The sequence below is a fragment of the Alterluteimonas muca genome, assembly GCF_021191595.1.
Classification (GTDB): Bacteria; Pseudomonadota; Gammaproteobacteria; order Xanthomonadales; family Xanthomonadaceae; genus Luteimonas; species Luteimonas muca.
Window position 1 is genome coordinate 450,169 of record NZ_JAIWPS010000001.1, and the last position, 20,352, is coordinate 470,520.

23 protein-coding genes are annotated in these 20,352 nt (G+C 66.1%); 15 read left to right on the plus strand and 8 right to left on the minus strand.

Annotation, left to right across the window (positions count from 1 at the left end; all coding sequences use genetic code 11):
* Position 1: 1 nt before the first annotated feature.
* From LDO11_RS01945 to LDO11_RS01965, 5 genes are all read right to left on the minus strand, one after another.
* On the minus strand, positions 2 to 499 hold the full coding sequence (locus LDO11_RS01945) for a hypothetical protein (RefSeq protein ID WP_232140081.1): 498 nt from the start codon (positions 497 to 499) through the stop codon (positions 2 to 4).
* Positions 493 to 2,079 carry an ATP-binding protein gene (locus tag LDO11_RS01950; RefSeq protein WP_232140082.1) on the minus strand — a complete coding sequence of 529 codons (1,587 nt, stop codon included), beginning with the start codon at positions 2,077 to 2,079 and terminating at the stop codon, positions 493 to 495. The genes LDO11_RS01945 and LDO11_RS01950 overlap by 7 nt, the downstream gene beginning before the upstream one ends.
* On the minus strand, positions 2,069 to 2,284 hold the full coding sequence (locus LDO11_RS01955) for a DNA modification system-associated small protein (RefSeq protein ID WP_232140084.1): 216 nt from the start codon (positions 2,282 to 2,284) through the stop codon (positions 2,069 to 2,071). Before LDO11_RS01955 ends, LDO11_RS01950 begins: the two co-directional genes overlap by 11 nt.
* Before the next feature lie 22 nt (positions 2,285 to 2,306).
* On the minus strand, positions 2,307 to 3,464 hold the full coding sequence (gene dndC / locus LDO11_RS01960; protein WP_232140087.1) for a DNA phosphorothioation system sulfurtransferase DndC: 1,158 nt from the start codon (positions 3,462 to 3,464) through the stop codon (positions 2,307 to 2,309).
* 124 nt (positions 3,465 to 3,588) lie between these two features.
* Positions 3,589 to 4,857, minus strand: a complete 1,269-nt coding sequence (locus tag LDO11_RS01965) for a serine hydrolase domain-containing protein (protein ID WP_435574576.1) — start codon at positions 4,855 to 4,857, stop codon at positions 3,589 to 3,591.
* A 207-nt stretch (positions 4,858 to 5,064) separates the two neighbouring features.
* Between LDO11_RS01965 and LDO11_RS01970 the strand changes: the two genes are divergently transcribed.
* A complete protein-coding gene (locus tag LDO11_RS01970; protein ID WP_232140090.1) occupies positions 5,065 to 5,433 on the plus strand; it encodes a hypothetical protein in 369 nt (122 codons plus the stop codon).
* 9 nt (positions 5,434 to 5,442) lie between these two features.
* Here LDO11_RS01970 and LDO11_RS01975 read toward each other — a convergent pair whose 3' ends face one another.
* The gene (locus tag LDO11_RS01975; protein ID WP_232140092.1) at positions 5,443 to 6,327 is read right to left on the minus strand and encodes an HNH endonuclease; all 885 of its coding nucleotides are present in this window, start codon (positions 6,325 to 6,327) and stop codon (positions 5,443 to 5,445) included.
* Between the two features lie 298 nt (positions 6,328 to 6,625).
* Here LDO11_RS01975 and LDO11_RS01980 point away from each other — a divergent pair, with 298 nt between their 5' ends.
* The 4 genes from LDO11_RS01980 (at position 6,626) to LDO11_RS01995 (ending at position 8,722) form a co-directional block, all read left to right on the plus strand.
* Positions 6,626 to 7,096, plus strand: a complete 471-nt coding sequence (locus LDO11_RS01980) for a hypothetical protein (RefSeq protein WP_232140093.1) — start codon at positions 6,626 to 6,628, stop codon at positions 7,094 to 7,096.
* Positions 7,097 to 7,197: 101 nt separating this feature from the next.
* Positions 7,198 to 7,470: a hypothetical protein gene (locus LDO11_RS01985; RefSeq protein ID WP_232140096.1), complete on the plus strand. Its 273-nt coding sequence runs from the start codon at positions 7,198 to 7,200 to the stop codon at positions 7,468 to 7,470.
* Between the two features lie 9 nt (positions 7,471 to 7,479).
* Entirely contained in the window at positions 7,480 to 8,160 is a 681-nt protein-coding gene (locus LDO11_RS01990) for a hypothetical protein (protein ID WP_232140098.1), read from the plus strand.
* A gap of 115 nt (positions 8,161 to 8,275) precedes the next feature.
* Complete coding sequence (locus LDO11_RS01995; protein WP_232140100.1) at positions 8,276 to 8,722, plus strand: DUF3597 family protein; 447 nt, start codon at positions 8,276 to 8,278, stop codon at positions 8,720 to 8,722.
* A 128-nt stretch (positions 8,723 to 8,850) separates the two neighbouring features.
* Here the strand turns inward: LDO11_RS01995 and LDO11_RS02000 are convergent, their stop codons facing one another.
* Positions 8,851 to 10,674: a putative bifunctional diguanylate cyclase/phosphodiesterase gene (locus tag LDO11_RS02000; RefSeq protein WP_232140101.1), complete on the minus strand. Its 1,824-nt coding sequence runs from the start codon at positions 10,672 to 10,674 to the stop codon at positions 8,851 to 8,853.
* 324 nt (positions 10,675 to 10,998) lie between these two features.
* Here LDO11_RS02000 and LDO11_RS02005 point away from each other — a divergent pair, with 324 nt between their 5' ends.
* The 7 genes from LDO11_RS02005 to LDO11_RS02035 all read left to right on the plus strand — a co-directional run bounded on the left by LDO11_RS02005 (position 10,999) and on the right by LDO11_RS02035 (position 17,005).
* Positions 10,999 to 12,240 carry a GGDEF domain-containing protein gene (locus LDO11_RS02005; protein ID WP_232140102.1) on the plus strand — a complete coding sequence of 414 codons (1,242 nt, stop codon included), beginning with the start codon at positions 10,999 to 11,001 and terminating at the stop codon, positions 12,238 to 12,240.
* A 71-nt stretch (positions 12,241 to 12,311) separates the two neighbouring features.
* Positions 12,312 to 12,566, plus strand: coding sequence for a hypothetical protein (locus LDO11_RS02010; protein WP_232140103.1), 255 nt, complete (start codon positions 12,312 to 12,314; stop codon positions 12,564 to 12,566).
* A 225-nt stretch (positions 12,567 to 12,791) separates the two neighbouring features.
* Positions 12,792 to 13,565 carry a hypothetical protein gene (locus LDO11_RS02015; protein WP_232140104.1) on the plus strand — a complete coding sequence of 258 codons (774 nt, stop codon included), beginning with the start codon at positions 12,792 to 12,794 and terminating at the stop codon, positions 13,563 to 13,565.
* Positions 13,566 to 13,613: 48 nt separating this feature from the next.
* Positions 13,614 to 14,156 (plus strand): Spy/CpxP family protein refolding chaperone, encoded by a 543-nt coding sequence (locus tag LDO11_RS02020; protein WP_232140105.1) that lies wholly within the window; start codon positions 13,614 to 13,616, stop codon positions 14,154 to 14,156.
* Positions 14,157 to 14,390: 234 nt separating this feature from the next.
* A complete protein-coding gene (locus LDO11_RS02025; protein WP_232140106.1) occupies positions 14,391 to 15,308 on the plus strand; it encodes an ATP-binding cassette domain-containing protein in 918 nt (305 codons plus the stop codon).
* The gene (locus LDO11_RS02030; protein ID WP_232140108.1) at positions 15,305 to 16,042 is read left to right on the plus strand and encodes an ABC transporter permease; all 738 of its coding nucleotides are present in this window, start codon (positions 15,305 to 15,307) and stop codon (positions 16,040 to 16,042) included. The genes LDO11_RS02025 and LDO11_RS02030 overlap by 4 nt, the downstream gene beginning before the upstream one ends.
* Positions 16,043 to 16,177: 135 nt before the next feature.
* On the plus strand, positions 16,178 to 17,005 hold the full coding sequence (locus LDO11_RS02035; protein WP_232140111.1) for a VWA domain-containing protein: 828 nt from the start codon (positions 16,178 to 16,180) through the stop codon (positions 17,003 to 17,005).
* 100 nt (positions 17,006 to 17,105) lie between these two features.
* Here the strand turns inward: LDO11_RS02035 and azu are convergent, their stop codons facing one another.
* Positions 17,106 to 17,765, minus strand: coding sequence for an azurin (gene azu / locus LDO11_RS02040; protein WP_232140113.1), 660 nt, complete (start codon positions 17,763 to 17,765; stop codon positions 17,106 to 17,108).
* A 179-nt stretch (positions 17,766 to 17,944) separates the two neighbouring features.
* On the opposite strand from azu, the gene LDO11_RS15660 reads away from it, so the two are divergent.
* The 3 genes from LDO11_RS15660 to LDO11_RS02050 are packed head-to-tail and all read left to right on the plus strand — an operon-like array spanning position 17,945 to position 20,349.
* Entirely contained in the window at positions 17,945 to 18,070 is a 126-nt protein-coding gene (locus LDO11_RS15660; RefSeq protein WP_255683143.1) for a hypothetical protein, read from the plus strand.
* A gap of 11 nt (positions 18,071 to 18,081) precedes the next feature.
* Positions 18,082 to 18,924 carry a c-type cytochrome gene (locus LDO11_RS02045; protein WP_232140114.1) on the plus strand — a complete coding sequence of 281 codons (843 nt, stop codon included), beginning with the start codon at positions 18,082 to 18,084 and terminating at the stop codon, positions 18,922 to 18,924.
* 39 nt (positions 18,925 to 18,963) lie between these two features.
* Positions 18,964 to 20,349, plus strand: coding sequence for a cbb3-type cytochrome c oxidase subunit I (locus tag LDO11_RS02050; protein ID WP_232140116.1), 1,386 nt, complete (start codon positions 18,964 to 18,966; stop codon positions 20,347 to 20,349).
* The last annotated feature ends 3 nt before the right edge of the window (positions 20,350 to 20,352 follow it).

The window sequence follows — 20,352 nt, forward strand, 5'->3', positions numbered from 1 at the left end:
CTCAGACTCCTTGCCCGTCAAAGTAGCCTTCCTCACACCAACTCCTTGCTACACCATCCTCCACCTTGTTGCGAATGATGTAGAACTTTCCAACTTTGCTGCGGATGGCAGCTAGATACTGGCCCACCACTTCGGTATCCGTGGAAATCAAAATGACTTGGCCCTTCCGACTCGTGATGTGCTTCAGGACATTCAGCCGATGGTTCTCATCCAGACGCCCCAATGGGGTATCCACGACCAGCGGAAACGTGCGCTCAGAGACCTCAGCGATTGCCGAGAACAACGCCTGAGTGAAGATTTGCTTCTCCCCAGCGGAAAGATCGTATTGCCTCAGGTCACGACCATCTGGCGAGGAGAGCTCAACAGCCCCCTCGTCATTAATGGTCACCTCGCGCAGGTAATCACTCCGATGCGCCATCGAACGGATGCCGCGAGTCATGGCTTCAGCGACGGCCTCGGACTGCATTGGCCATGCCTCTTCCACCAGATTTCCTAGCATCTGGCCACCTGTTCCGCCCGTCCTGCCAACTGTGCGGGGCGTTCGGATTGGTCAAGGTGCCCGGTGAGCCGTCCCAACTCGCGCCGCTTCTGCTCCAGATCCGCGCCACGGGACTTCACAATATTGGTCAGCGAACCACGCTCTTCGCGCATCACCCCGATTTTCAGGTTGATGTCGTTGAGTTGGTCTCGCTTCTCTTCAACCTGAGGGGTCGAGCCTTCGGTGGAGCGGATGAGTGCAGCCACTTCGCGCAGCTTGGCCGAACTGCTCTCCATGGTTTCAAGAAGCTCAATGATGCTGGCGGACGAAACGGCCTTGGCATCCCTCAGGCGATCAAGAACGCGGTGAAGCATGGGGCCACGGGCATGTGCATGTCGGAATCCATCAGCCACGTCGCCTGGAGGTGGGAACCATAGCCGCTCCAGCGCCTTCTCCACAGCTCCCCGAACGCTGTCTACCTGACGCTCCAGCAATGCGGGTTCGACGGAGGGCAACTGTTCGTTCAAGAACTCCAGGACGCTGGCAGTGCGGCTGTCACGCTGTGACAACGCAGCCTCCCACTGGTCGAGACGTGATTCCTGGTCCAACCGTGTTTCCACCTTCGAAAGAAGTAATCCACCCGCAAGCGCCAATGGCAGGTCAGACTGGGAGGCCCTGACGAGTTGATCCTGAGCGGCGTTGTATCGCTTTTCATGATCCGCCTGGTCCCGCGTCAGCTCTTCCAGCTGCGCCCGCGTGCCGGCTCCGTAGCCTAATTCCCGGGTGAGCGCATCTCGTAGCGCTTCATTGTCTCGTATGTCAGTTTCGATAGTAGTGAGTCGCTCTTTGCATCGGGCCAACTCATCTTCCATAGCATTGACAGCAGCATCTAGCTCAGCGATCGCTTCGTTGCTGACCCCTTTCGGGACTTGGCTACGCTTGCTATTGGCATAGCCACGCAGGTCTTTCTGAAGCTGCTTAAGCCAGTTCAGGCCGAGCAATCCCTCAATGCCCTCCCGGACTTGCGAGCCCATGTCTCGCTCAGCGTAAACCGCTGCCGATTCACCATCGAATAAGAAGAATCCGGCAAGCGAAGTAGGAATAAAGGTTTTAGAAAGCCAGTCCCGATACCAGCCTTCTACGTCGTGCTCGGTCCGTCCAGGACCGACAACACGGCGACCAATGCCTTGGAAGATTTTCAGCTGTTCGGCAGACTCGCCAGATTTTAGCTTGCCCTGATCGTTGAAATACCAGGTGCGGTCTATCCAAATCGGCTCACCCACATCGTCAATGAACTTGAGTTCAATACGGCAGGAGTTGCGACCTTTCGCCAGCGCATTCCCGAAAAGGGCCCGCTCCATGAAGTCTTTGAATGACTGCGCCCGCCCCTGGTCGTCGCTGGCCACGCCAGCGCGGAGAACCAGACGCAGCCCATCTCGGCCGAACAGGCCCAGCGCTAGCGCCTCAAACAGGGAGGTCTTGCCAAACCCGTTGCGGCCGCCAATGACGACGACGTTCCTGGTTTTGCCGGGTGTAGGGAAGTCAAAGGTCGCGGACTCAAAGGCCTTCCAGTCGCGGAGGCTAATCGACTCAAGATGCATCGTCGGCCTCATCTTCATACGTGGCACCCAGAACTTCGTCGAACGCCTCATAAAGGCCATGACGGCGCTGCATGGTGCTCTTGTCCACAACCTCCTCGACAAGCCGTCGAAGATCATCAACCGGTAGGTTGATTTGGCGGCAGCACTTTCGAATAAGTTTCTTCCCTGCGTCCTGCGCGAACAGCGTCACAACGTCACGTGGCATTGGCTACTCCTCCCCTGCGTCCTTACTTGGCCCCAGCCATCGCCCGCGCTTCTTCCATCGAGCGCGTGGCAAACACGCTGGCATCTTCAGCCCATATTTCTCGAATTCTACTCACTTCCGAATCATCAATCAGTTTCGTTTTCATTTCATCTTGTAGCGAGAAGACCCTGTCCAGAATTTCCTGGCGGGTTTCAAGTGTGAAAGGGCCGGGAATGAAAACGCCGTCGTTGGTGACCGTGAGCTTGCCATTGCGACGACGCGCCAGGCGGCGCTCCGCGTCGTTCCGGATGGCCGCTAGCCAGTCGCGGAAGCGAATCAGCGGAGTGAACTCGCCATAGCCGGCCTCGACGAAGCCCATGAGGCTCTTGTCCTTCTCCACTACGGTGCAAGTCCAGCAGCCAAAACGGGAGTTCGAAGTGCCGCAGCCGGGCGCGTCGTCTTGGGACAGCACTGTTGGACACTCGGCTGCGCCGGCGTCCATGTAGAGCTGGATTAACGCGCCATGAGTACCGCCCCACGGTGGGGGCGTAAAAGCCAAGTACTCCCAGACCTCGTCTGTGGATAGCTCCACAATCGGGCGGAATACCATACAGTTAACCAGGTCATTATGGCGGTTAAGACGTTCGCCATTGTCGTAACGTGCGACAGACGCCGCACGGGTCGCGCTCTCTGAGCGGCGCACGCCCAGCAACAGAATGACCTGGCCCGCCACGTCGGCCTGTTGACGGATGTAGCGGCTCGTGGGCTGGATCTTCATCCGGTCCGTGCACCAGCGGAAAGATCGATTGGGCGGTGGGTAGCCGCGGCCGATGAGGTTCACCCAGAAAGTTGCATCGTCATCTGGCTTAGTCGTCACCACCTGAATAGGCAGTCTCCAAGCATTGGCGGCGTGGTCGATTTCAGATTGCACTGATGCGATGTGAGTGATGACCAACGGGCTCTCGACAAGGGTGTCGTTCGAGACAATGTGGACCTCGCGGGTGCGTTCGTGCGGAGCCAAAGACATCAGCATTTCGAACACGAGATGGGTGACGAGGGTGCTGTCCTTGCCCCCTGAAAAACCAATGATCCAGGGATGCTGATGGTCCGCCAGATATTCGTCTCGTATGTCGTGAAGAATGTGCTGAATCTTCTGTCCAAGGACAGGATCCATCTGGGGACGGGGGCGTTCGATGTTCATTGCGGGATTGTCTCATAGCCCCAAGGCGGCGGCCGCCGAAGGCAGGCTTCGTAGCTCGAAATGGCGGCGCGCTAGGTCGGACCAGGCTCTGGCCTCTGGGCCTGAGCTGCCTTTCGCCACCTCGCTACCGCTCATCCAGCGTCGCACAGTGGGCCTTGAGCTCCGCCGAGTCGCGGCAGGGTTCCGCGTCCGGTCGCGTCGGCGAAGTGAACCCGACCCCGTCCCACAGCGGAAGGTCACCGTACTCCCAGTCCCAGGGCACGCCGGTCTCGCCGAGCACGAAGCGCACGAGGTGGGGGAAGGCAGCTTCCGCGCGCACGTCGTTGGACAGGATCAGCATGCAGCGGCGGCTTTGGTGTATGCAGACCAGGGTGTTGCCGGTGCTGTCGTTGTGACCGCCCTTGAAGAAGCCGCGGCCCTGCGGTCCATCGAAGACGACGAGGCCGAGGCCGGCCGCGAGGTCATGGCGTCGGTGCTCGGGCGGCAGTTCCGGCTGGAGGGTGGGGAACTGCGTACGGGTAGTGATCGGCAGCTGCGGCCGCGTGAGCTCGTGGAACGCGGCGGGTGACAGCAGTTCGCCGCCGATCAACGCGGCCGCAAAGCGCGCCAGATCGTCCACGGTGGTATCCATCGAGCCGGCGACGCGCACCGTGCTGCGTTCGTCGTGTGGCTCAGGCGTTCCATCGGCCTTCCAGCCGTCAGCCAGGTTGTGCGCGAAGTCGTCACGCCACTGCAGGCTGGTCGTGCGCATGTGTAGCGGGTCGAACACACGCTGCTGCAGCTCCTTGCCTACATCGAGGCCAAGCCCGCGCTCCAGCACGAACTGCAGCAGGATCAGGCCGTCGCCGGAATAGGCGTAGCGGCTGCCGGGCGCAAAGTGGATGCGCAGGCGGCGGTCCGGCTCGAGAAAGCCGAAGTTGGCGAAGCCGGCGCTGTGCGTGAGCAGGATCCGCGGCGTGATTGCGCGCCAGCGGGGGTCGCCGGCCAGGCCTGACCAGTCGGCATAGCGCCGTTCGGTGGGGTACTCGGGCAGTGGCCGGTCGAGGAGCCGGTCGATCGGGCTGTCGAGGTCCACCAGTCCGTCGTCCGCGAGCTGCTGCACGAGGTGCGCGAACACGGTCTTGGTGATCGATGCGCCGTACATCACCGTGTCGGTCTGCAGGGGCTCGCCACGTGCATTGCGTTCGCCGTAGGCCGCGGTGGAGACGACGCGGCCATCGTCGATGATCGCGATCGCCAACCCGCGCGTACCGGTCGCCCGCATCGCGCGCGCCACTTCGGCGTCCACCGCGCCCGATGCAGGCAGCGGTGGCGAGGCCGCTATCGATCGCGGCGGTGTAGTGGCGCAGCCACCCATCAGGCACAGCAACAGCGCGATTGGCAGCAGTTTCATGTGCTTGGAATCTCGGTGGACGACAGGGCCCAATCTGGGCCGCGGGAGGGTCGGCCGCACGTGCCGACCGTCACTCTGGGGGCTATGGAGACGGGGGGATACGCCGGGGCCACGGCAACATGCTGGTGTCAGCTAACGCCAAACTGCTCGCAGACCATGAGACCCCTGCCTCCTAGCCTCTCCACTGCCAACCATTAGGAGGACACCATGGAATCGAAGTTCACCGTATTCGAGTACATGTACAGGGACGCAGGCAACTTCAAGACGACTAGGCGCCTACTGCTCTCCGGACAGGATGCAGAGGCCGAACGGGCCATACGCGCTTGCTTGGAGTCATCGGATCAATTCGTGGCCGAGCAGATCGGCGTGCCGGCGTTGTGCGAAGAGCACTGGGAGTCCGTGGGTGAGGACCCTTCCGATCTCGACCACGCGTACCACGAATTCATCGGGTTGAGGCCGGCGACGAAAGCGGACATGAAGTTGCACGAGTGGGGCCCGCTGGCAGTCATGGTCGCGAAGATGCAAGCAGCCGCCCGCAGGTGGGATGTCACCCTGTCGCCCAACTGCGATTTATAGGCGTCTTGGCTAGGCCTTGAAGCAATTGTCGCGGTGCCACTGCAGGTACTTCGGATGGGGCCGCAGCTCAGGCATGTCCGGTACGACCAGCTTTCGCTCCGGTCGAATCAGCTTGTCCAAGTCCTGCGGCACGCCGTGCGGCGACAGGATGATCTGGTAGTCGTCGCCGAACGTCATAAGCCCACGGTCGAAGAGCCAGTGGGCGGTGCCAGTCAGGGCGATGCCGTTCCGAACGGCGTCGGGGCCGTCGGCTTCGACCGAGCGGATATGCGCCGCCTGGACCTCGGGCCGGCCGCCGCCATTGATCAGGCGAAGGCCGGTCACAGCGCATGTGTTGGCGTAGGCCGCGCGCACTTGGCGTCGAAAGGCGACGTCGCGCACCTTGCGGGCGGTGACCACTTCGACGATCGGTCGGCTCACGTAGTCCGGCACTTCTTCGGCCACGGCGGCCACTTGCTCCCATGGCTCGGCTTGCAGCTGGAATCCTCGCCTCACGATCTCGTCAAACTCGTCGCGCGGCAGCTCACGCACCGCGCGACCGAACGCGCCCTTGTTGGTCTTGCCATCCTCGCGGAGCAACTTGCTCTCCCGATAACCGGTGGCATCACGGAAGGGCACTACCGAGTCGAACGCGATGAACCCGCGCATCAGCGCGTAGTAGTGGTCGGCAAGCCGGTTGTCCTTGATGACTCCCGCCACCTGCGCAATCGCGAAATAGGCCTGGCGACCCGTTGCGCTACTAGGTCCGCTCGTGCGTCGCGGCTCGTAGTAAACGATCCAGTCCCCCACTGCGGCTTCGACCTGCCGCAGATATGTGCGCGGGAAGTGGTAGCGCTCCTCGATCAGATCGTCGTAGGCCGAGCTTTCGGACGCGATGAAGACGGCGTTGGTCATGGTGCCCCCTGGTTCGGGCGCCAGGGTACCAGTGGCCTGGTGGCGGATTGATCCTCCGTCCTTGCAGACTCCGCGGTATCGGCGGATCGAGCAGCAAAGACCTACCCATCTTTCAGAAAAATCCGACACCCCATCCCGGCATTTCAGTGCCCCCCGTCGCCGAAATCCCGCTTGACCCTCTGCGATACTCGCTCCCGCTCCGTCGCCCTTGGCACGGATGTACGCCACGGACTGGCGGGGCAGGGATGCGCGGGCGGGCGCCCGCGTAACGACCACACGGAAGCATAGGGAGATGGATGTGTCGCAGAACCTGATTTCACTGGATGTCACGGACGAGCAGGTGCAGGGCGTGCTGGCCGCGCTCGAGCAGATCGAGGCGGCGTTGCCGGACCTGTTGTCGATGGAAACCGGCGACCGCCGCGGGCTGATGCTGATGGGCCCGAAGTCGGAGGTGTTCGCGCGGCAGACGCTGCGGGTGCTGGAGCAGAACCCGCAGATCGTGCCGCCGAGTTTCGACCTCGCCGCCGCGCAGGCGGACCTGGCCGCGTTCGAGCGCCTGCAGCCGCTGATGGAGCGGGTGTCGCGCCTGTCGCGCAGGCTGGAGGACAGCGTGGCCGCGCTGGGCAGCGACGTGATGGATGCCGCGCTCGACGGCTACAGCCACATCAAGCTGTCCGGCGGCGCGCACGGCCTGGACGAGCTGCGCCGCGAGCTGGGCGGCCGCTTCAAGAAGCGCACCGCCGCGCGCCGGGAGCCGGAACCGGCATAAGCCCCGCCGGCGTGTAGGAAAAGGCCGCCTCCGGGCGGCCTTTTTTCGCCCGCGATCCTGTCAGCCAAGTCCGGGACCTCACCCGTGAGGTCGCGGACGTCATGAATGAGGTCGCAGACGTCATGGTTGATATCGCCGACGTCATCAACGAGGTCGCGGACCTCATCGTTGATATCGCCGACCTCATGGATGACGTCGCGGACCTCACGCGTCAGGTCGCGGACTCCATTGATGAGGTCCTGGACGTCATCGATGAGGTCCCGGACGTCACGCATGAGGTCCGCGACTTGAACGATGACGTCAATGACGTCATGCATGAGGTCATTGACCCAATCAATGGAACAATTGGCGGGGCCCGGCGAGCCGGGTGCTAGGCTTGGCCGATGGAAGAATCAACGATCTATGTGGACCAGCTGCGCCGGCTGGTGATGGAAGGCCATCTCCGGGGTGCGCTCGAGCTGCTCAACATCCAGTCCGGGTACCGCTTCACGGCCATCTACCGGCTGGGCGCCACGCACGCCGAGAACTTCATGCTGGTGGACCGTGACCGCGAGCCGGCAACCCCGTTCACCGCCGACATCCCGCTCGACGAGACGTATTGCCACAAGGTCGAATGCCTCGCGGCGCTGGTGATCGAGGATGCGTCATCCGACCCCAGGCTCACCACCCACAAGTACCGTGATGTCGTGCGGGCGTATTGCAGCGTGTCCCTGCTGGACGAAGAGGGCGCGAAGTTCGGCACGCTGTGCCAGTTCGACACCGCGCCGACGGTGACCTCCGAGGTGACGCTGCGGCTGATGCGGGAAATGGGCAGCCTGCTGCGTTCGGATGCCATCTCGACGACGTACCGCCGTGCCGATATCGACCAGCGCGTCGATCGCCTGTCCGGCATGCGCGGAATGATTGCCGAAGGGGCGCTTGACCGGAACGACGCCCTGTCGACATTCGACCTTTATGCCGGCCCGCTCATCACGGAAGCCACGCAGCGGCTGCCTCCGGGCGATGCACTGGAGGTCTCCGCACGGATCAGCGACATCCGCAACACGCTGCTCGACGGGCGGTAAGGCGACCGGTGGCGTCGCCCGGTCCTGCTGCCGTGCCGGGATGACGGGAGCCGCTTCATTCGATCGTCGCGGCCCGGCCTCCAGGATGGGGCTCCCTTGTTTAGGAGCGTCATCCATGGGCCTGTTCTCCAAAATCTCCGACCGCATCTTCAACCGCAGAAAGGCGTCCGCACCGGCCGCCGCGCCCGCCTCCGGCACGCCGGCGCCGGTCATCTTCACCGGCAGCAAGAACGACCCCAAAGTCTCGCCGCCTGCACGCAATCCCGCGCCGGCCGCCACGCCGGCACCCGCGCAGCCCGCTGAGCCGGTCGACGTCGAGGCCGTGCTCGGCGGCATCGCCGAAGAAAAGGGCGGCAGGAGCGACTGGCGCAATTCCATCGTCGACCTGCTGAAGCTGCTCGACCTCGATTCCAGCCTCGACGCGCGCAAGGAACTCGCCGCCGAACTCGGCGTCAACGCCGGCGCCCACGGCAGCGCCGAGCAGAACATCGCGCTGCACAGGGCGGTGATGCGCAAGCTGGCCGAGAACGGCGGCAAGGTGCCGGACGAACTGAAGGACTGACGTCTGCGCCGGCCGCGGCGACGCTCAGTCGCCGCGATCCGCCGTGGCGTCCCGGGCCAGCTTCGGGATGCCGGCGATATCCGCGGGCCCATCGCACTGTCGCCCTGCAGCGACGATCCCGCCGTGCGTCAGTCCGTAAACGCCTGCAGCAGCGCGTCCGCGGCCATCGGCCGCCCGGTGAAATAGCCCTGCACCTCGTCGCAGCCCCAGGTGCGCAGCACGTCGAGCGTGCCCTGGTTCTCCACGCCTTCGGCCACCACGCGCAGGCCGAGGTCGTGGGCGATGCCGATCATCGCGCGCGCCAGCGGGCGGGCGTCGGGGTCGGGGCCGAGGTCGCTGACGAAGCTGCGGTCCAGCTTCACCGCGCGCGCCGGCAGTTTGCGCAGGTAGTCGAAGTTGCTGTAGCCGGTGCCGAAATCGTCGATGGCGATGGTCACGCCCATGTCGCGCAGGCCTTCGAGCTGCACCAGCACCTGTTCGGCGTTGCGGATCAGCGCGGTCTCGGTGAGTTCGAGTTCGAGGCCTTCCGCCGGCAGCCCGCGCCGTTGGAGATGCGCGGCAAGCCGCGGCAGGAAATCGGCCTCGTCGAGGTTGCGCGCCGACACGTTCACCGACACCGCGATCGACGCGCCCAGCGCCCGCCACGCCGCCTGCTGGTCCAGCGCCGCGCCCAGCACCCATTCGGTCATCGGCCGTGCGAGTGCGGTCTGTTCGAGCAGCGGCACGAATTCCGCCGGGGAGATGTCGCCCAGCGTGGGATGGCGCCAGCGCAGCAGCGCTTCGGCGCCGGTCTGGCGGCCGGTGCGCAGGTCGATGCGTGGCTGGTACAGCAGCGAGAGGTCGCCGGGCTGTGCCAGCGCGTCGGCGAAATCGGAGAGCAGGGTGAGCCTGCGGCGGTTGGCGGCGTCGCTGGCGGGGCTGTAGACCGCGGAGTCGAGACCGGCGGTGCGCGCGTCGTTGGCCGCGCTGATGCCGGTGCGCAGCGCGTCGACGGCGGCGTCGTCACCGACCACGAAGGGCGAGACGCCGAACGCCGGCATCATCTGCACCGGGATGCCGTTGCTGGTCACCGGCGCGGCCAGTGCGGTGGAGAGTTCCGCCATCACCGTGGTCCACGGGCCCGCCTCGGCCTCGTCGAGCAGCACCGCGTAGGACACGACATCGACGTGGTAGGCGCTGCAGCCGGGGCCCAGCCGGTCTTTGAGGATGCGGCTGCCGGCCCGCACCAGGTCGTCGATGCAGCGCGTGCCCATCACGCTGACCAGCTCCTGCAGGCGCGAGGGATCGAACAGGCTGACCAGCAGCAGCACCCGCGGCACGCCGGCCTTTGCACGCGCGAGGTCGGCGAGGTCGTTGGCGAACTGGTTGCGGTTGGGCAGGCCGCTCAGGGGATCGCGGCGGCCGTAGTCGTGCTCGAGCTCGACCTGCGCCATCACCATGGCGGCGAAGTCGCGCAGCGACGCGCGTTCCTCCTCGCTGACCTCGCGCGGTTGCTGGTCGAGCACGCACATCGCGCCGAGGGTATGGCCGTCGCGGGTGACCAGCGGCGCGCCGGCATAGAAGCGGATGCCCGAGCGGGCCAGCACGCTGTCGCGGAAGCGCGGGTCCTGTCGCAGGTCTGACACCACCACCGTGCCGGCCTGCGCGGTGACCTCCGCGCACGGCGCTTTCTCGCGCGGGATCTCGCGCCCGGCGGTGCCGACGTGCGATTTGAACCACTGGCGGTTTTCGTCTGTCAGCGAGACCGCGGCAATCGGGACGCCGAACAGCCGGCTGGCCATGCGGGTGATGCGGTCGAAGCTCTCGCTTTCGACCGTGTCCAGCAGGGCCAGATCGCGCAGGGCAGCCAGGCGCGCCGCTTCCGCCGCTTCGGCGGCGGCGCCTGTCATGCGGCGCGGAGCATCGCCGTCGGGCAGGGCATCGGCGGCGAAGGGCACGAGGGAAGCATCCATGATGGGCATGTGCGCCGGAGCGAGCGGGAAGCGGGAGGCATCTCCCTTATCGGCCGGCGCGCGACCGGCTTGACTGCGGTCAGGCAGGTGCGCGTGGACGAACGATCTGCGTTCTTGGGGCATGCCGTCGGGAGATCTGCGCAGGCAGGCTGATGCCGCACTCGGGCGCGCGGCCGATCACCCACGGACCCGTGGCCCGCACCGCCTTGCCCGATGCCGCGCCCGATACGCCGCGCGGCACGCCGACTGCAGCTGCGCTCAAGTGCGCCCGGGTCCGGCCGATATCGTTCCGATCCCGCGCCCTGCGCGCTACCGACCGCCACCATGGATTCCATCGACATCCTCTTTGCGTACGTGATCGGCGGCTTCGGGGCGTGGGCGGCTGCCCTGATGATGCTGATCGCGGTACAGGGCGATCGCCTGCATCGCGGCGTGCTGCTGCGCTGCGCACTGGGTTTCACACTGCTGGGCGCGGGCATGGTGCTCAGCGGCCTGGTCGACCGCGCTGCGCGATGGCCCACGCTCACCCTCGCACTGTCTGCGGTGGTGGCGACGCTGGTGATCTATCGCGCACTGCGGCAACTTGTGGGCGTGCCCGTGATCCCGCGCTTGCGGCGGTGGTCCGAGATTGCCGCGCTGTGCCTGTTGCTGCTGCTGGCCTGGCTCGGCGGACCGCGCAGCTTCGCGCTCGCATTCCATATCGTGTGCCTGGCCCTGTCGCTGGGCCTCACCTGGGCGGTGCGCCGGGCGCTGCTGGCGCCGCGCAATGCGGCCGAGACTGCAATGGCGGCCACGCTGCTGTTCTATGCCGGCACCTGGGTGTTCGCCCTGTACGCGACGCTCCAGCATGACGGGCCCGAGCACCGTCACCTTCTGTATGTCGAGCCACCGCTGCTGGCCGCCTACGGGGTGATCTACGCCCTGCTGCCGCTGCTGGTGGGGGCGCATGTGCTCAACCTCGCCAATGCGCGCCTGGACCGGCGCCTGCGCCAGCAGGCCAGCACCGACGAACTCACCGGCCTGCTGACGCGCCGTGCCCTCAACGAGCGCGCTATGGCGTGGCATGCCGACGTGCTCGAACGCGAACGCCTGCCGGCGGTGCTGCTGCTGGACGTCGACCACTTCAAGCCGATCAACGACACTCACGGCCACGAGCGCGGCGACCACGTGCTGCGGGCAGTGTCCGGCCGCCTGCGTGGGGCGCTGCGTGCGGGCACGCCGCTGGCACGCTGGGGCGGCGAGGAATTCCTGGTGCTGCTGGACGCGGCCAACCTCGACGAGGCGGGCGCCACCGCCGAGCGCATGCGTACGGCGGTGGGCGCAACACCATTCGCCTTCGGCGAGGAGCGACTGCCGGTCACGATCAGCATCGGCGTGTCGGCATGGCCCGCCGGCGGCGTGTTCGCCCGCGCGGTGGCCGAAGCCGATGCCGCGCTGTACAGCGCCAAGCGCGAAGGTCGCGACCAGGCGCGGGTGGCGGGGGTGGACAGGACGGTTGCGGCGATCGCAACGCGGCGACATGCAACGGCAGGCGAAGAGAGCCACTTGCCAGGTTCCGGGCCCTGATCGGGGCGCTGCATCCGCCCATCCACGCTCCGGGCGATGACCCGCTTGAGGCGGCCTGCGGCAATTGGACGTTGTCGCCTTTGCAGGTGCAGACGTTCTTCCGCTTGGCCGAAGCGTATGAAGATCGGCCGTACGGGCACTTCTACCAGGTCGATTGCAGCATCAGTGGTGAGTTGCAGGCGGACGGAAACGAATGGCGCTTCGTCATCAACGGTGGCGGCATCGCGACCTGGCAGGACGGCGACACCGTTCGCCATTTCGGATGTTCTGCCAAGGGCTGCGAGCCGCTGCTGTTGCTACCGAGCGATGGGATGGAGCCCGACTGAATTAGGCTGGCTTCATCGGCAACGATTCGCAAGTTACTGGGCGCGTCTTGGAGGAACGGGCGCAAGCGCGGAATTCCGAGGTCGATTCGACGACGGTCCACGCTCGGGGCGATATCAGCTCGGCCTCCACATGTTCCTGCACACACGCGGGATAGCCTCCCGCCATCGCGCCCGAGTGGAGTTGCCATGCGCGTCTTTCGATCGTCTGCCGTACTTCCCGCTGTCATGGTCTTCGCTGTCGCGCTCGGCACCGCGTCGTGCGCCGCGCAACGCGACGTCGCCCCTGCGCCGAACGGCGAGGTCGCCGTGGAAGGCGCTGCGGTCGGCGGGAACGTCACCATCGCGGGCACCATCGTCTCCATCGACACCCGGCCGTGGATGTATGACGGCCATGCGGTGGTGCAGGTCGACGTCGACGGACAGGGCCGCATGGCGGTGCAGCTGCCGGCGCGCTGGAACCTCTGCCAGGCCGCGCCGGTGGACGTGGACGCGCTGGCGGTGGGCATGCGCGTGCAGGCGGTTGCTGCGGCGGAGGGCGACGGCCGGTTGACGGTCTGCAGCGACGCCGGGCACCGGTTGGCGCCGCTTGCAACCGACGGCGATGCCACCCGTGGCGGAGATGGCTCGGCCATCGAGCTTGGGCCGCTGTCCAGGCAGGAGATCGAGGCCGCCGCGCTTGCGGGCGAACTCGGCTGCAGTTTCTCGGCTGAAGCGGGGCACGCACCGCTGCTGCTTGCGATGGGCCAGGTGGCATCGAAGGAACCGGCGCGCGGCGTGGTCAAAGTGGGCGACGACGTCGAGCCCGTGGCCGCGCCCGGCGGCTTCGACGCGATGCTGCGCGGCGCGCGGTTCACCGGTGCCGGCAAGACCATTGATATCGAAGTCACCGGCGCGGCAACCGGTGGCGGCGAATCGCCCGCGCATCCCGCGACGCTCACCTACCACCGCGCCGACGGCGCGCAGCGCAGCTGGACCGGCTGGTGGCAGTGCGGGCCCTGAGGCGGACGCGCGCATCACCTGCACGTCGGACGCGATTACGATGGCGCGATGAAAACCACGACCCTGCTGTTCCTCCTCCTGGCGTCCGCTGCCTCCACCGCAGCGGAGCCGCAACATTCCTATGCCGGCCAACAGACACGGCCGATCAAGGCGCTCGACGCGGAGCAGGTCGCCGGCCTGCTGGCCGGGCGCGGCCCGGGCTATGCGAAGGCCGCCGAACTCAACCGCTATCCGGGTCCGATGCACGTGCTCGAGCTGGCACAGCCGCTGGCGCTCACCGATGCGCAGCTTGAATCCACCCGCGCGATCCGTGCCCGTGTGGAAGCACGCGCCACGGCGCTGGGCGCACAGCTCGTGGCGGCGGAGTCGGAACTCGACGTGCTCTTCCAGTCCGGCGCTGCGGATACGGACAACGTGGCGGCCGCACTGGAAGCCATCGGCCAGCTGCAGGCGCAGCTGCGCGGCGTGCATCTCAACGCCCATATCGAACAGCGCGAGGTGCTGACACCGGAACAGGTGGAGCGCTACGTGCAGCTGCGTGGCTACGGCGGCGATGGGCATGGCGCGCATGGGCACGGCCATGGGCATTGAGCGAGCGCGCCGGGTACGGTGATCGCCTTGTTGCCTGGTGCGGTGGCGTTGGGCCTGCAGCTCGGTAAGCCGGACAAGGCGGAAGGTCGCATCCGGGACGCGGCGTGACGTGCCGTCATGCGTGGAACGCGCCTGGATTCCCGGGCGATGTGTCAGCGACACCCGGCCACCTGCCAGTACGGCGACCGCGGTTGTAACCTGCGGTTTCTTCTCCCGGTCATGGATGCCCCTGCGATGAGTGTTGCGATTGAGCTGCGTGCGGTCGACAAATCCTTTGGCGGGCACGCCGTGTTACGTCAGCTCGATCTGCAGGTGCCCGAGCGCAGCGTATTCGCGTTCCTCGGCAACAACGGCCATGGCAAATCGACGACCATTCGCGTGATCGCCGGGCTTGCTGCCGCCGACGCGGGCAGCGTGCAGGTGTTGGGCCGCGACATTCGCCGCGAGCGGCGGCAGGTGCTTGCCGGGACGGGCTGCCTGATCGAGGCCCCGAGCCTTTATCCGAACCTTACCGCGCCCGAGTTCCTGTCAATCGCCACGCGCCTCAAACGGTTGCCCGATAACGAAGCCTCGCGCGTGCTCGAACTGGTGGGGCTGCGCTGCGACCGGCGGCGCCGCATCGAGCATTACTCGCTCGGCATGAAGCAGCGGCTGGCACTCGCCTTCGCGCTGGTCGGCAGGCCGCGGCTGCTGCTGCTCGACGAACCCACCAATGGTCTCGATCCCGACGGCATGCAGGACGTCCGCCAGCTGCTCTCCGCGCTGCCAGAGCGTGCGGACTGCACGATCTTCTTCGCGAGCCACCTGCTCGACGAGGTCGAGAAAACCGCCACGCACTTCGCGGTGCTGCGCGATGGATCGACCCGGCTGCAGGCCTCGGTGCATGAGCTGATGCAGGCGCTGCCGAGCGTGCTGTCGCTTGACGTCGATGCGCCCGACCGGGCCGCCAGCCTGCTGCAGGCAAGCGGTCATGCCGCCGAGGTGGACGGGGCGGGGCGCGTCACCATTGCGCATGTCACGCGCGAAGCGGCCGGGCGGCTGCATCAGCTGCTCGTGGATGCCGGCGTGACGCTGTTCGAGTCGGTGCACCGCAAGCCCAGCCTCGAGCAATGGTTTCTGCGCACCGCGTTCGGCGACGGTGACGCACGATGATCGGGCAGCTGCTGGTCGTGGAAATGCTGAAGATGCGCCGCTCGCTGGTGCTGGGGATGACACTGGCCTGTCCGCTGGCGGTGGTGGCGCTGGTCTTCGTGGTGACGCTGCACCAGACGCCGGTCCAGGACATGACAGGCGCGCGCATGTCGCAGCTGTGGGTGGCGGTCTCGGCGATGTGGGCAGCCTTCATGTTGCCGCTGTACATCGCCCTGGCCACCAGCCTCATCAATGGCAGCGAGCACCGCAACCACACGTGGCGATTGATGCTCAGCCTGCCAGTCAGCGTCGAGGAGCTCTACCTGGCAAAGACGCTGGCTGCCGCCGGGCTGATGCTGTGCGCACACCTCGTGCTGCTTGCCGCCACCGCGGTCGGCGTCGCGACGTTGGGGCTGTTGGGCTATGAGCTCGCGGGCGCGTTCGACCTGCGCTCGTCGCGACCGCTGTGGGCCGCGCCGGTCGCGGCGCTGCCTGTGCTGGTGATCCAGCACGGCCTCGCCTGGCATTACCGCTCGATCGTGCTGCCATTGTCGGTGGCGGTGATCGCAACCTTCGTCGGGCTGCAGGTGGGCAACTCGCAGCACTGGCCATGGCTGCCCTGGGCCTATCCGCTGGTCTCCACCAACGCGACGGCCATGGAGACACAGGTCCTCGCAGTGCTGATCGCCCCGGCGCTGGGCGTGGTGCTGTTCCTGGCGAGCCTGCAGCTGCTGCCGCGGCGGGAGATCGTGTAACGCCCTGTCAGTGGACGGCTGGATCGCGCACTGCCGCGCATCGATAACGCAGGCACATACACCGCGCTTGTCCGCGAGGATGGCCGCCACGCCGGTCACGGGGCACAATCCACCCCGGGGAACACGCGGGTCTGCATGGCGATGGCGGCTTTCGGCGCGTCGTCAGCGCTGTTGTGCACGCGTGTGGAGCCCCACGCGAACCGCTTTCCAACGTGTCCATGGAGTGACTTCAGAATGGAACATGCGTTCCGTGTCGTGGTTGCAGCCGTCGTCACCACGCTCCTGTCCGGCTGCTACGCCGTGCAGAAATCCGACAACTATTACGGCGTCAGGACGGCCAACCAGAACGTCGTGTTCCTGCTCGACCGCGCCGGCAGCATGGAGGGCAAGGACGAAGGCGTCGCGAGCGCGGCCGTCCAGGCCCAGGTGCTGAACCGCTCGGCCGACACTGTGCAGCGGAAGATGGGCGGCGTGGTCGGCAACTTCCTCGGCAACCAGATCCGCAGCGAGGGCAGCAAGATGGGGGCGGCCAAGCGCGCGCTCATTCCAGCCGTGCGCGGGCTGGAGCCCCCGAGCCGGTATGCCGTGGTGACGTTCGGCGGCCAGGTCGACACCTGGCATGAACAGATGGTCCCCGCAGCGCCCGCCCAGCAGAACATCGATATCGTGCGCATCAACCAGGTCGCCGCCAGCGGCGGTACCCCGATGCTGGGTGCACTCGAGCGCGGATTCCTGTATCCCGAAGCCACCGCCATCTTTCTGCTGACCGACGGGCAGCCCACCGATGCGGGCAACGCTGCCATCCTGTCGAGGGTTGCGGCGCTCAACAGCAACCGGCGCGTGGCGATCTACACCATCGGCTTCGGCGATGACAAGGACATCGCGTTTCTGCAGCGCCTTGCGCAGGAGAACGGCGGCGAATACATCGACCAGACCAACGCAGGCAACTGGCTGCCGTTCTGAGGGGTCGAACGCGTGTCCCGGTCCGGTGCACCGGCGACAGCTGATCGACAGCGAAAAGGGCGGCCCGGCGTGATGCCGGGCCGCCCTTCGATTGCAGTGCTCAGCCGACCTGGATCGAGCCGCGCATCACTGCCCAGTGGCCGGGGAAGCTGCAGAAGAACTCGTACGGGCCGCCGCCCTGCAGGGCGCTGACCGGGAAGGTGACCGAGGTGGTCTGGCCGCCGCCGATCAGTTCGGTTGCGGCGATCACGCGGTCGTCGCCTTCCGGCACATAGCCGCCGTCGAGGCCCGCGGCCATACCGTCGGTGGCGATGCCCTGGCGGTCGGAGGCCTGCGAGATCACGACGTTGTGGCCCATCGCGGCCACCGGCAGCTGGCCGGTGTGCTCGAGGTTGATGGTGAACTCGCTGCACGAGGACGGCACGGTGATCGAGCCGACGCTGAACTGCATGGCGTCGTCACCCTGGATGGTGGTGGCGCAGTTGGAGACGGTGGCCTCCGGCTTGTTGCTGGCCGGCGATGCGGTGTCGGCGCCGGCGGTTGCGGCCGGGTCCTGACTGGTGCTCATGCCCGTGCCGGTGCCCATGCCGTCGCCGCGCTCGAGGCCGGTGTTGGCGTCGGTGCCGGTATCCGTTGCGGGTGCGGTGGCGGGGGCGGGCGTGGTCGCAGCGGTCCTGTCCTGCTGGCCGTTGTTGTCGCCGCCGCAGGCGGCAAGCGCCAGCGCGCAGGTGAGGCTGAGGGTGGTCAGCTTGAGATGCATCGCGTTCTCCTTCGTCAATGACGCGCCCATGATGGCGAGCGGCCGATAGCATCGGGTGAAGACGGCCGGAAAAGTCTGGTCCCGGCCGAGGAAAAAGACATCCGGCGTTGCATGAAAGCCCGCTGAATGTCAGAGTCGGCCACTCGCGAATCCTCTCGACCCATCCGGGGAGCAGTCGAATGCAGGCGAGCAAGCTGATTTCACCCGTGCGCTGGCTCGGGATCGTGGTGTTGCTGCTGATGGCGGTGGCGGTGATCTACGCCGGTTACACGGCGGTTTCCTACTGGCCCGCGATCGCTGTCTGAGGACCCATCCCATGAACAAACGGCAATCGCGCATCTTCGCCATCGTCGCCACCGGCATTGCTGCGCTGGCGTTCATCGGCCTCACGCTGCACAGCCACACGCGGTTCGACGAGCTGACCAACGCCGCCGACATCACGCCCGAGATCACCCACGGCAAGGATGTCTGGCACAAGTACAACTGCATCAACTGCCACACGCTGTTCGGCGAAGGCGCCTATTACGCGCCAGACCTGACCAAGATCGCGCAGCACCGCGGCGAGGCCTATCTGACGGCCTATATGCGCGACCCCTCGCAGTTCTACGACGAGCAGCGCCATCGGCGCCTGATGCCGACGCAGAACCTGAGCGAGGAGGAGATCGCCAACCTCATCAAGTTCCTCGACTGGGTATCCAAGGTCGACAACCAGGGCTGGCCGCCGCGGCCGATCCTGGTGGCCGGCGGCACCATGAACGTGGCCGCGCAGGGCGCCGGACAGGGTGCAGCCACCTCGCAGGACGTGCGACCGGTAGCCGCGGGCAACGACCCGCGTGCACTCGGCGAGCACCTGTTCCGCACGGTCCAGCCGGTATGCACCGCCTGCCACTCGCTGCAGCCCGGCGTGACCCTGGCCGGCCCGTCGATGGCGGGCATGGCGGAACGCGCGGCACTCACGCTGGCCTCGCCGGAGTACACCGGTTCGGCCACCGACGTGGAGGGCTACATCCGCGAATCGATCGTGGCACCCAGCGCGCACCTGGTGCCGGGGCCGATGTTCTCGGCCGAGGGCGTGTCGTTCATGCCCACCACCTATACGGAAAGCCTGACCGACGAGCAGATCGACCAGCTCGTGGCCTTCCTCGGAACGCTCAAGTAAGGAACACGACGGCGCGCTGCGCCGCACGGGGAGAATTCCATGCGTTACAAGTCGCAATCGGTGGCCTGGTGGTATTTCGCGGTGGCCATGGTGCTGTTCGGGCTGCAGATCGTGTTCGGGCTGCTGTCGGCCACCAAGTACCTCGGGCCGGATCCGCTGCTCTACATCCTGCCGTTCGACGTCACCAAGACCATCCACACCAACCTGCTGATCGTGTGGGTGCTGACCGGCTTCATGGGCGCGACCTACTGGCTGGTGCCGGAGGAATCGCGCACCGAGCTGCACAGCACGAAACTCGCCTACGTCCAGCTGATCCTGTGGACGCTGATGGGCGTGACCGCGGTGATCGGCTACCTGTTCCGCTACGGCACCGGCAACAAGCTGCTGGAGCAGCCGCTGCCGCACAAGATCGTCATCGTGATCTGCATGCTGATCTTCCTCTACAACATCGGCATGACCATCAGGAAATCAGGCCGGCTCACCACGACCGAGGGCGTGCTGCTGCTGGGCCTGGCGCTGTCGGCGGTGCTCTACATCCCGGCGCTGCTGCACTACGAGAACTACACCGTCTCGATCTTCTACCGCTGGTGGACGATCCACCTGTGGGTGGAAGGCGTGTGGATGATGATCATGGCCGGCTTCCTCGCCTACCTGCTGATCCGCCTGTCGGGCGTGGACCGCGAGGTGATGGAGAAGTGGCTGTACGTGATCGTCGGCCTGGTGTTCTTCGCCGGCATCCTCGGCACCGCGCACCACTACTACTGGGTGGGCGTGCCGCAGTACTGGCTGCCGATCGGCGGTTTCTTCAGCGCTCTCGAACCGCTGGCGCTCGCCGCGATGGCGATCTACGCCTATGCCGCGATGCGCCGCGGCGGCGTCAGGCATCCCAATACGCTGGCGCTGCACTGGACCATCGGCAGCGCGATCTTCGCGCTGTTCGGCGCCGGCCTGCTGGGCCTGGCCCATACCTGGCCGAGCGTCAACAAGTGGACCCACGGCACCCTGATCACCGCGATGCATGCGCACTCGGCGTTCTACGGGGCCTACGCGATGATCATCATGGCGATGATCACCTACGCGCTGCCGGGGCTGACCAACCGCCCGCAGAACCGCTATTCGCCGCTGGGCTACTGGGCGTTCTGGCTGCAGGTGTCGGGTATGTTCGGCATGACCCTGTCGTTCGGTACTGCCGGCATCGCCCAGGTGTACCTGGAGCGCATCATGGGCATGGGCTACCTGGATGCGCAGCTCAAGATCCAGGTGCACTTCCTGATGCTGATCCTCACCGCCACGGTGTTCGCCACCGGCGTGGCGATGTTCATCTACGACTTCTTCCGCTACCGGCCGCAGTTCGTGGTGACCGACGACGCGGTGCTCGCCGACGATGCGGTCGAGGCGGACCTGCGCGCACAGGCGGGGCGCTGACCG

Bases quoted from the DNA above. Each gene is read 5' to 3' on its own strand.
- LDO11_RS02000 (WP_232140101.1), bottom strand. From the start codon at position 10,674: ATGGATGCTTCCCTCGTGCCCTTCGCCGCCGATGCCCTGCCCGACGGC.
- LDO11_RS02020 (WP_232140105.1), top strand. From the start codon at position 13,614: ATGAAAACCACGACCCTGCTGTTCCTCCTCCTGGCGTCCGCTGCCTCC.
- LDO11_RS01970 (WP_232140090.1), top strand. From the start codon at position 5,065: ATGGAATCGAAGTTCACCGTATTCGAGTACATGTACAGGGACGCAGGC.
- LDO11_RS01985 (WP_232140096.1), top strand. From the start codon at position 7,198: ATGAATGAGGTCGCAGACGTCATGGTTGATATCGCCGACGTCATCAAC.
- LDO11_RS15660 (WP_255683143.1), top strand. From the start codon at position 17,945: ATGCAGGCGAGCAAGCTGATTTCACCCGTGCGCTGGCTCGGGATCGTG.
- LDO11_RS01945 (WP_232140081.1), bottom strand. From the start codon at position 499: ATGCTAGGAAATCTGGTGGAAGAGGCATGGCCAATGCAGTCCGAGGCC.
- LDO11_RS02025 (WP_232140106.1), top strand. From the start codon at position 14,391: ATGAGTGTTGCGATTGAGCTGCGTGCGGTCGACAAATCCTTTGGCGGG.
- LDO11_RS02030 (WP_232140108.1), top strand. From the start codon at position 15,305: ATGATCGGGCAGCTGCTGGTCGTGGAAATGCTGAAGATGCGCCGCTCG.
- LDO11_RS02015 (WP_232140104.1), top strand. From the start codon at position 12,792: ATGGTCTTCGCTGTCGCGCTCGGCACCGCGTCGTGCGCCGCGCAACGC.
- LDO11_RS01950 (WP_232140082.1), bottom strand. From the start codon at position 2,079: ATGCATCTTGAGTCGATTAGCCTCCGCGACTGGAAGGCCTTTGAGTCC.
- LDO11_RS02050 (WP_232140116.1), top strand. From the start codon at position 18,964: ATGCGTTACAAGTCGCAATCGGTGGCCTGGTGGTATTTCGCGGTGGCC.
- dndC (WP_232140087.1), bottom strand. From the start codon at position 3,464: ATGAACATCGAACGCCCCCGTCCCCAGATGGATCCTGTCCTTGGACAG.
- LDO11_RS01965 (WP_435574576.1), bottom strand. From the start codon at position 4,857: ATGAAACTGCTGCCAATCGCGCTGTTGCTGTGCCTGATGGGTGGCTGC.
- LDO11_RS02035 (WP_232140111.1), top strand. From the start codon at position 16,178: ATGGCGATGGCGGCTTTCGGCGCGTCGTCAGCGCTGTTGTGCACGCGT.
- azu (WP_232140113.1), bottom strand. From the start codon at position 17,765: ATGCATCTCAAGCTGACCACCCTCAGCCTCACCTGCGCGCTGGCGCTT.
- LDO11_RS02045 (WP_232140114.1), top strand. From the start codon at position 18,082: ATGAACAAACGGCAATCGCGCATCTTCGCCATCGTCGCCACCGGCATT.
- LDO11_RS02005 (WP_232140102.1), top strand. From the start codon at position 10,999: ATGGATTCCATCGACATCCTCTTTGCGTACGTGATCGGCGGCTTCGGG.
- LDO11_RS01975 (WP_232140092.1), bottom strand. From the start codon at position 6,327: ATGACCAACGCCGTCTTCATCGCGTCCGAAAGCTCGGCCTACGACGAT.
- LDO11_RS01995 (WP_232140100.1), top strand. From the start codon at position 8,276: ATGGGCCTGTTCTCCAAAATCTCCGACCGCATCTTCAACCGCAGAAAG.
- LDO11_RS01990 (WP_232140098.1), top strand. From the start codon at position 7,480: ATGGAAGAATCAACGATCTATGTGGACCAGCTGCGCCGGCTGGTGATG.
- LDO11_RS01955 (WP_232140084.1), bottom strand. From the start codon at position 2,284: ATGCCACGTGACGTTGTGACGCTGTTCGCGCAGGACGCAGGGAAGAAA.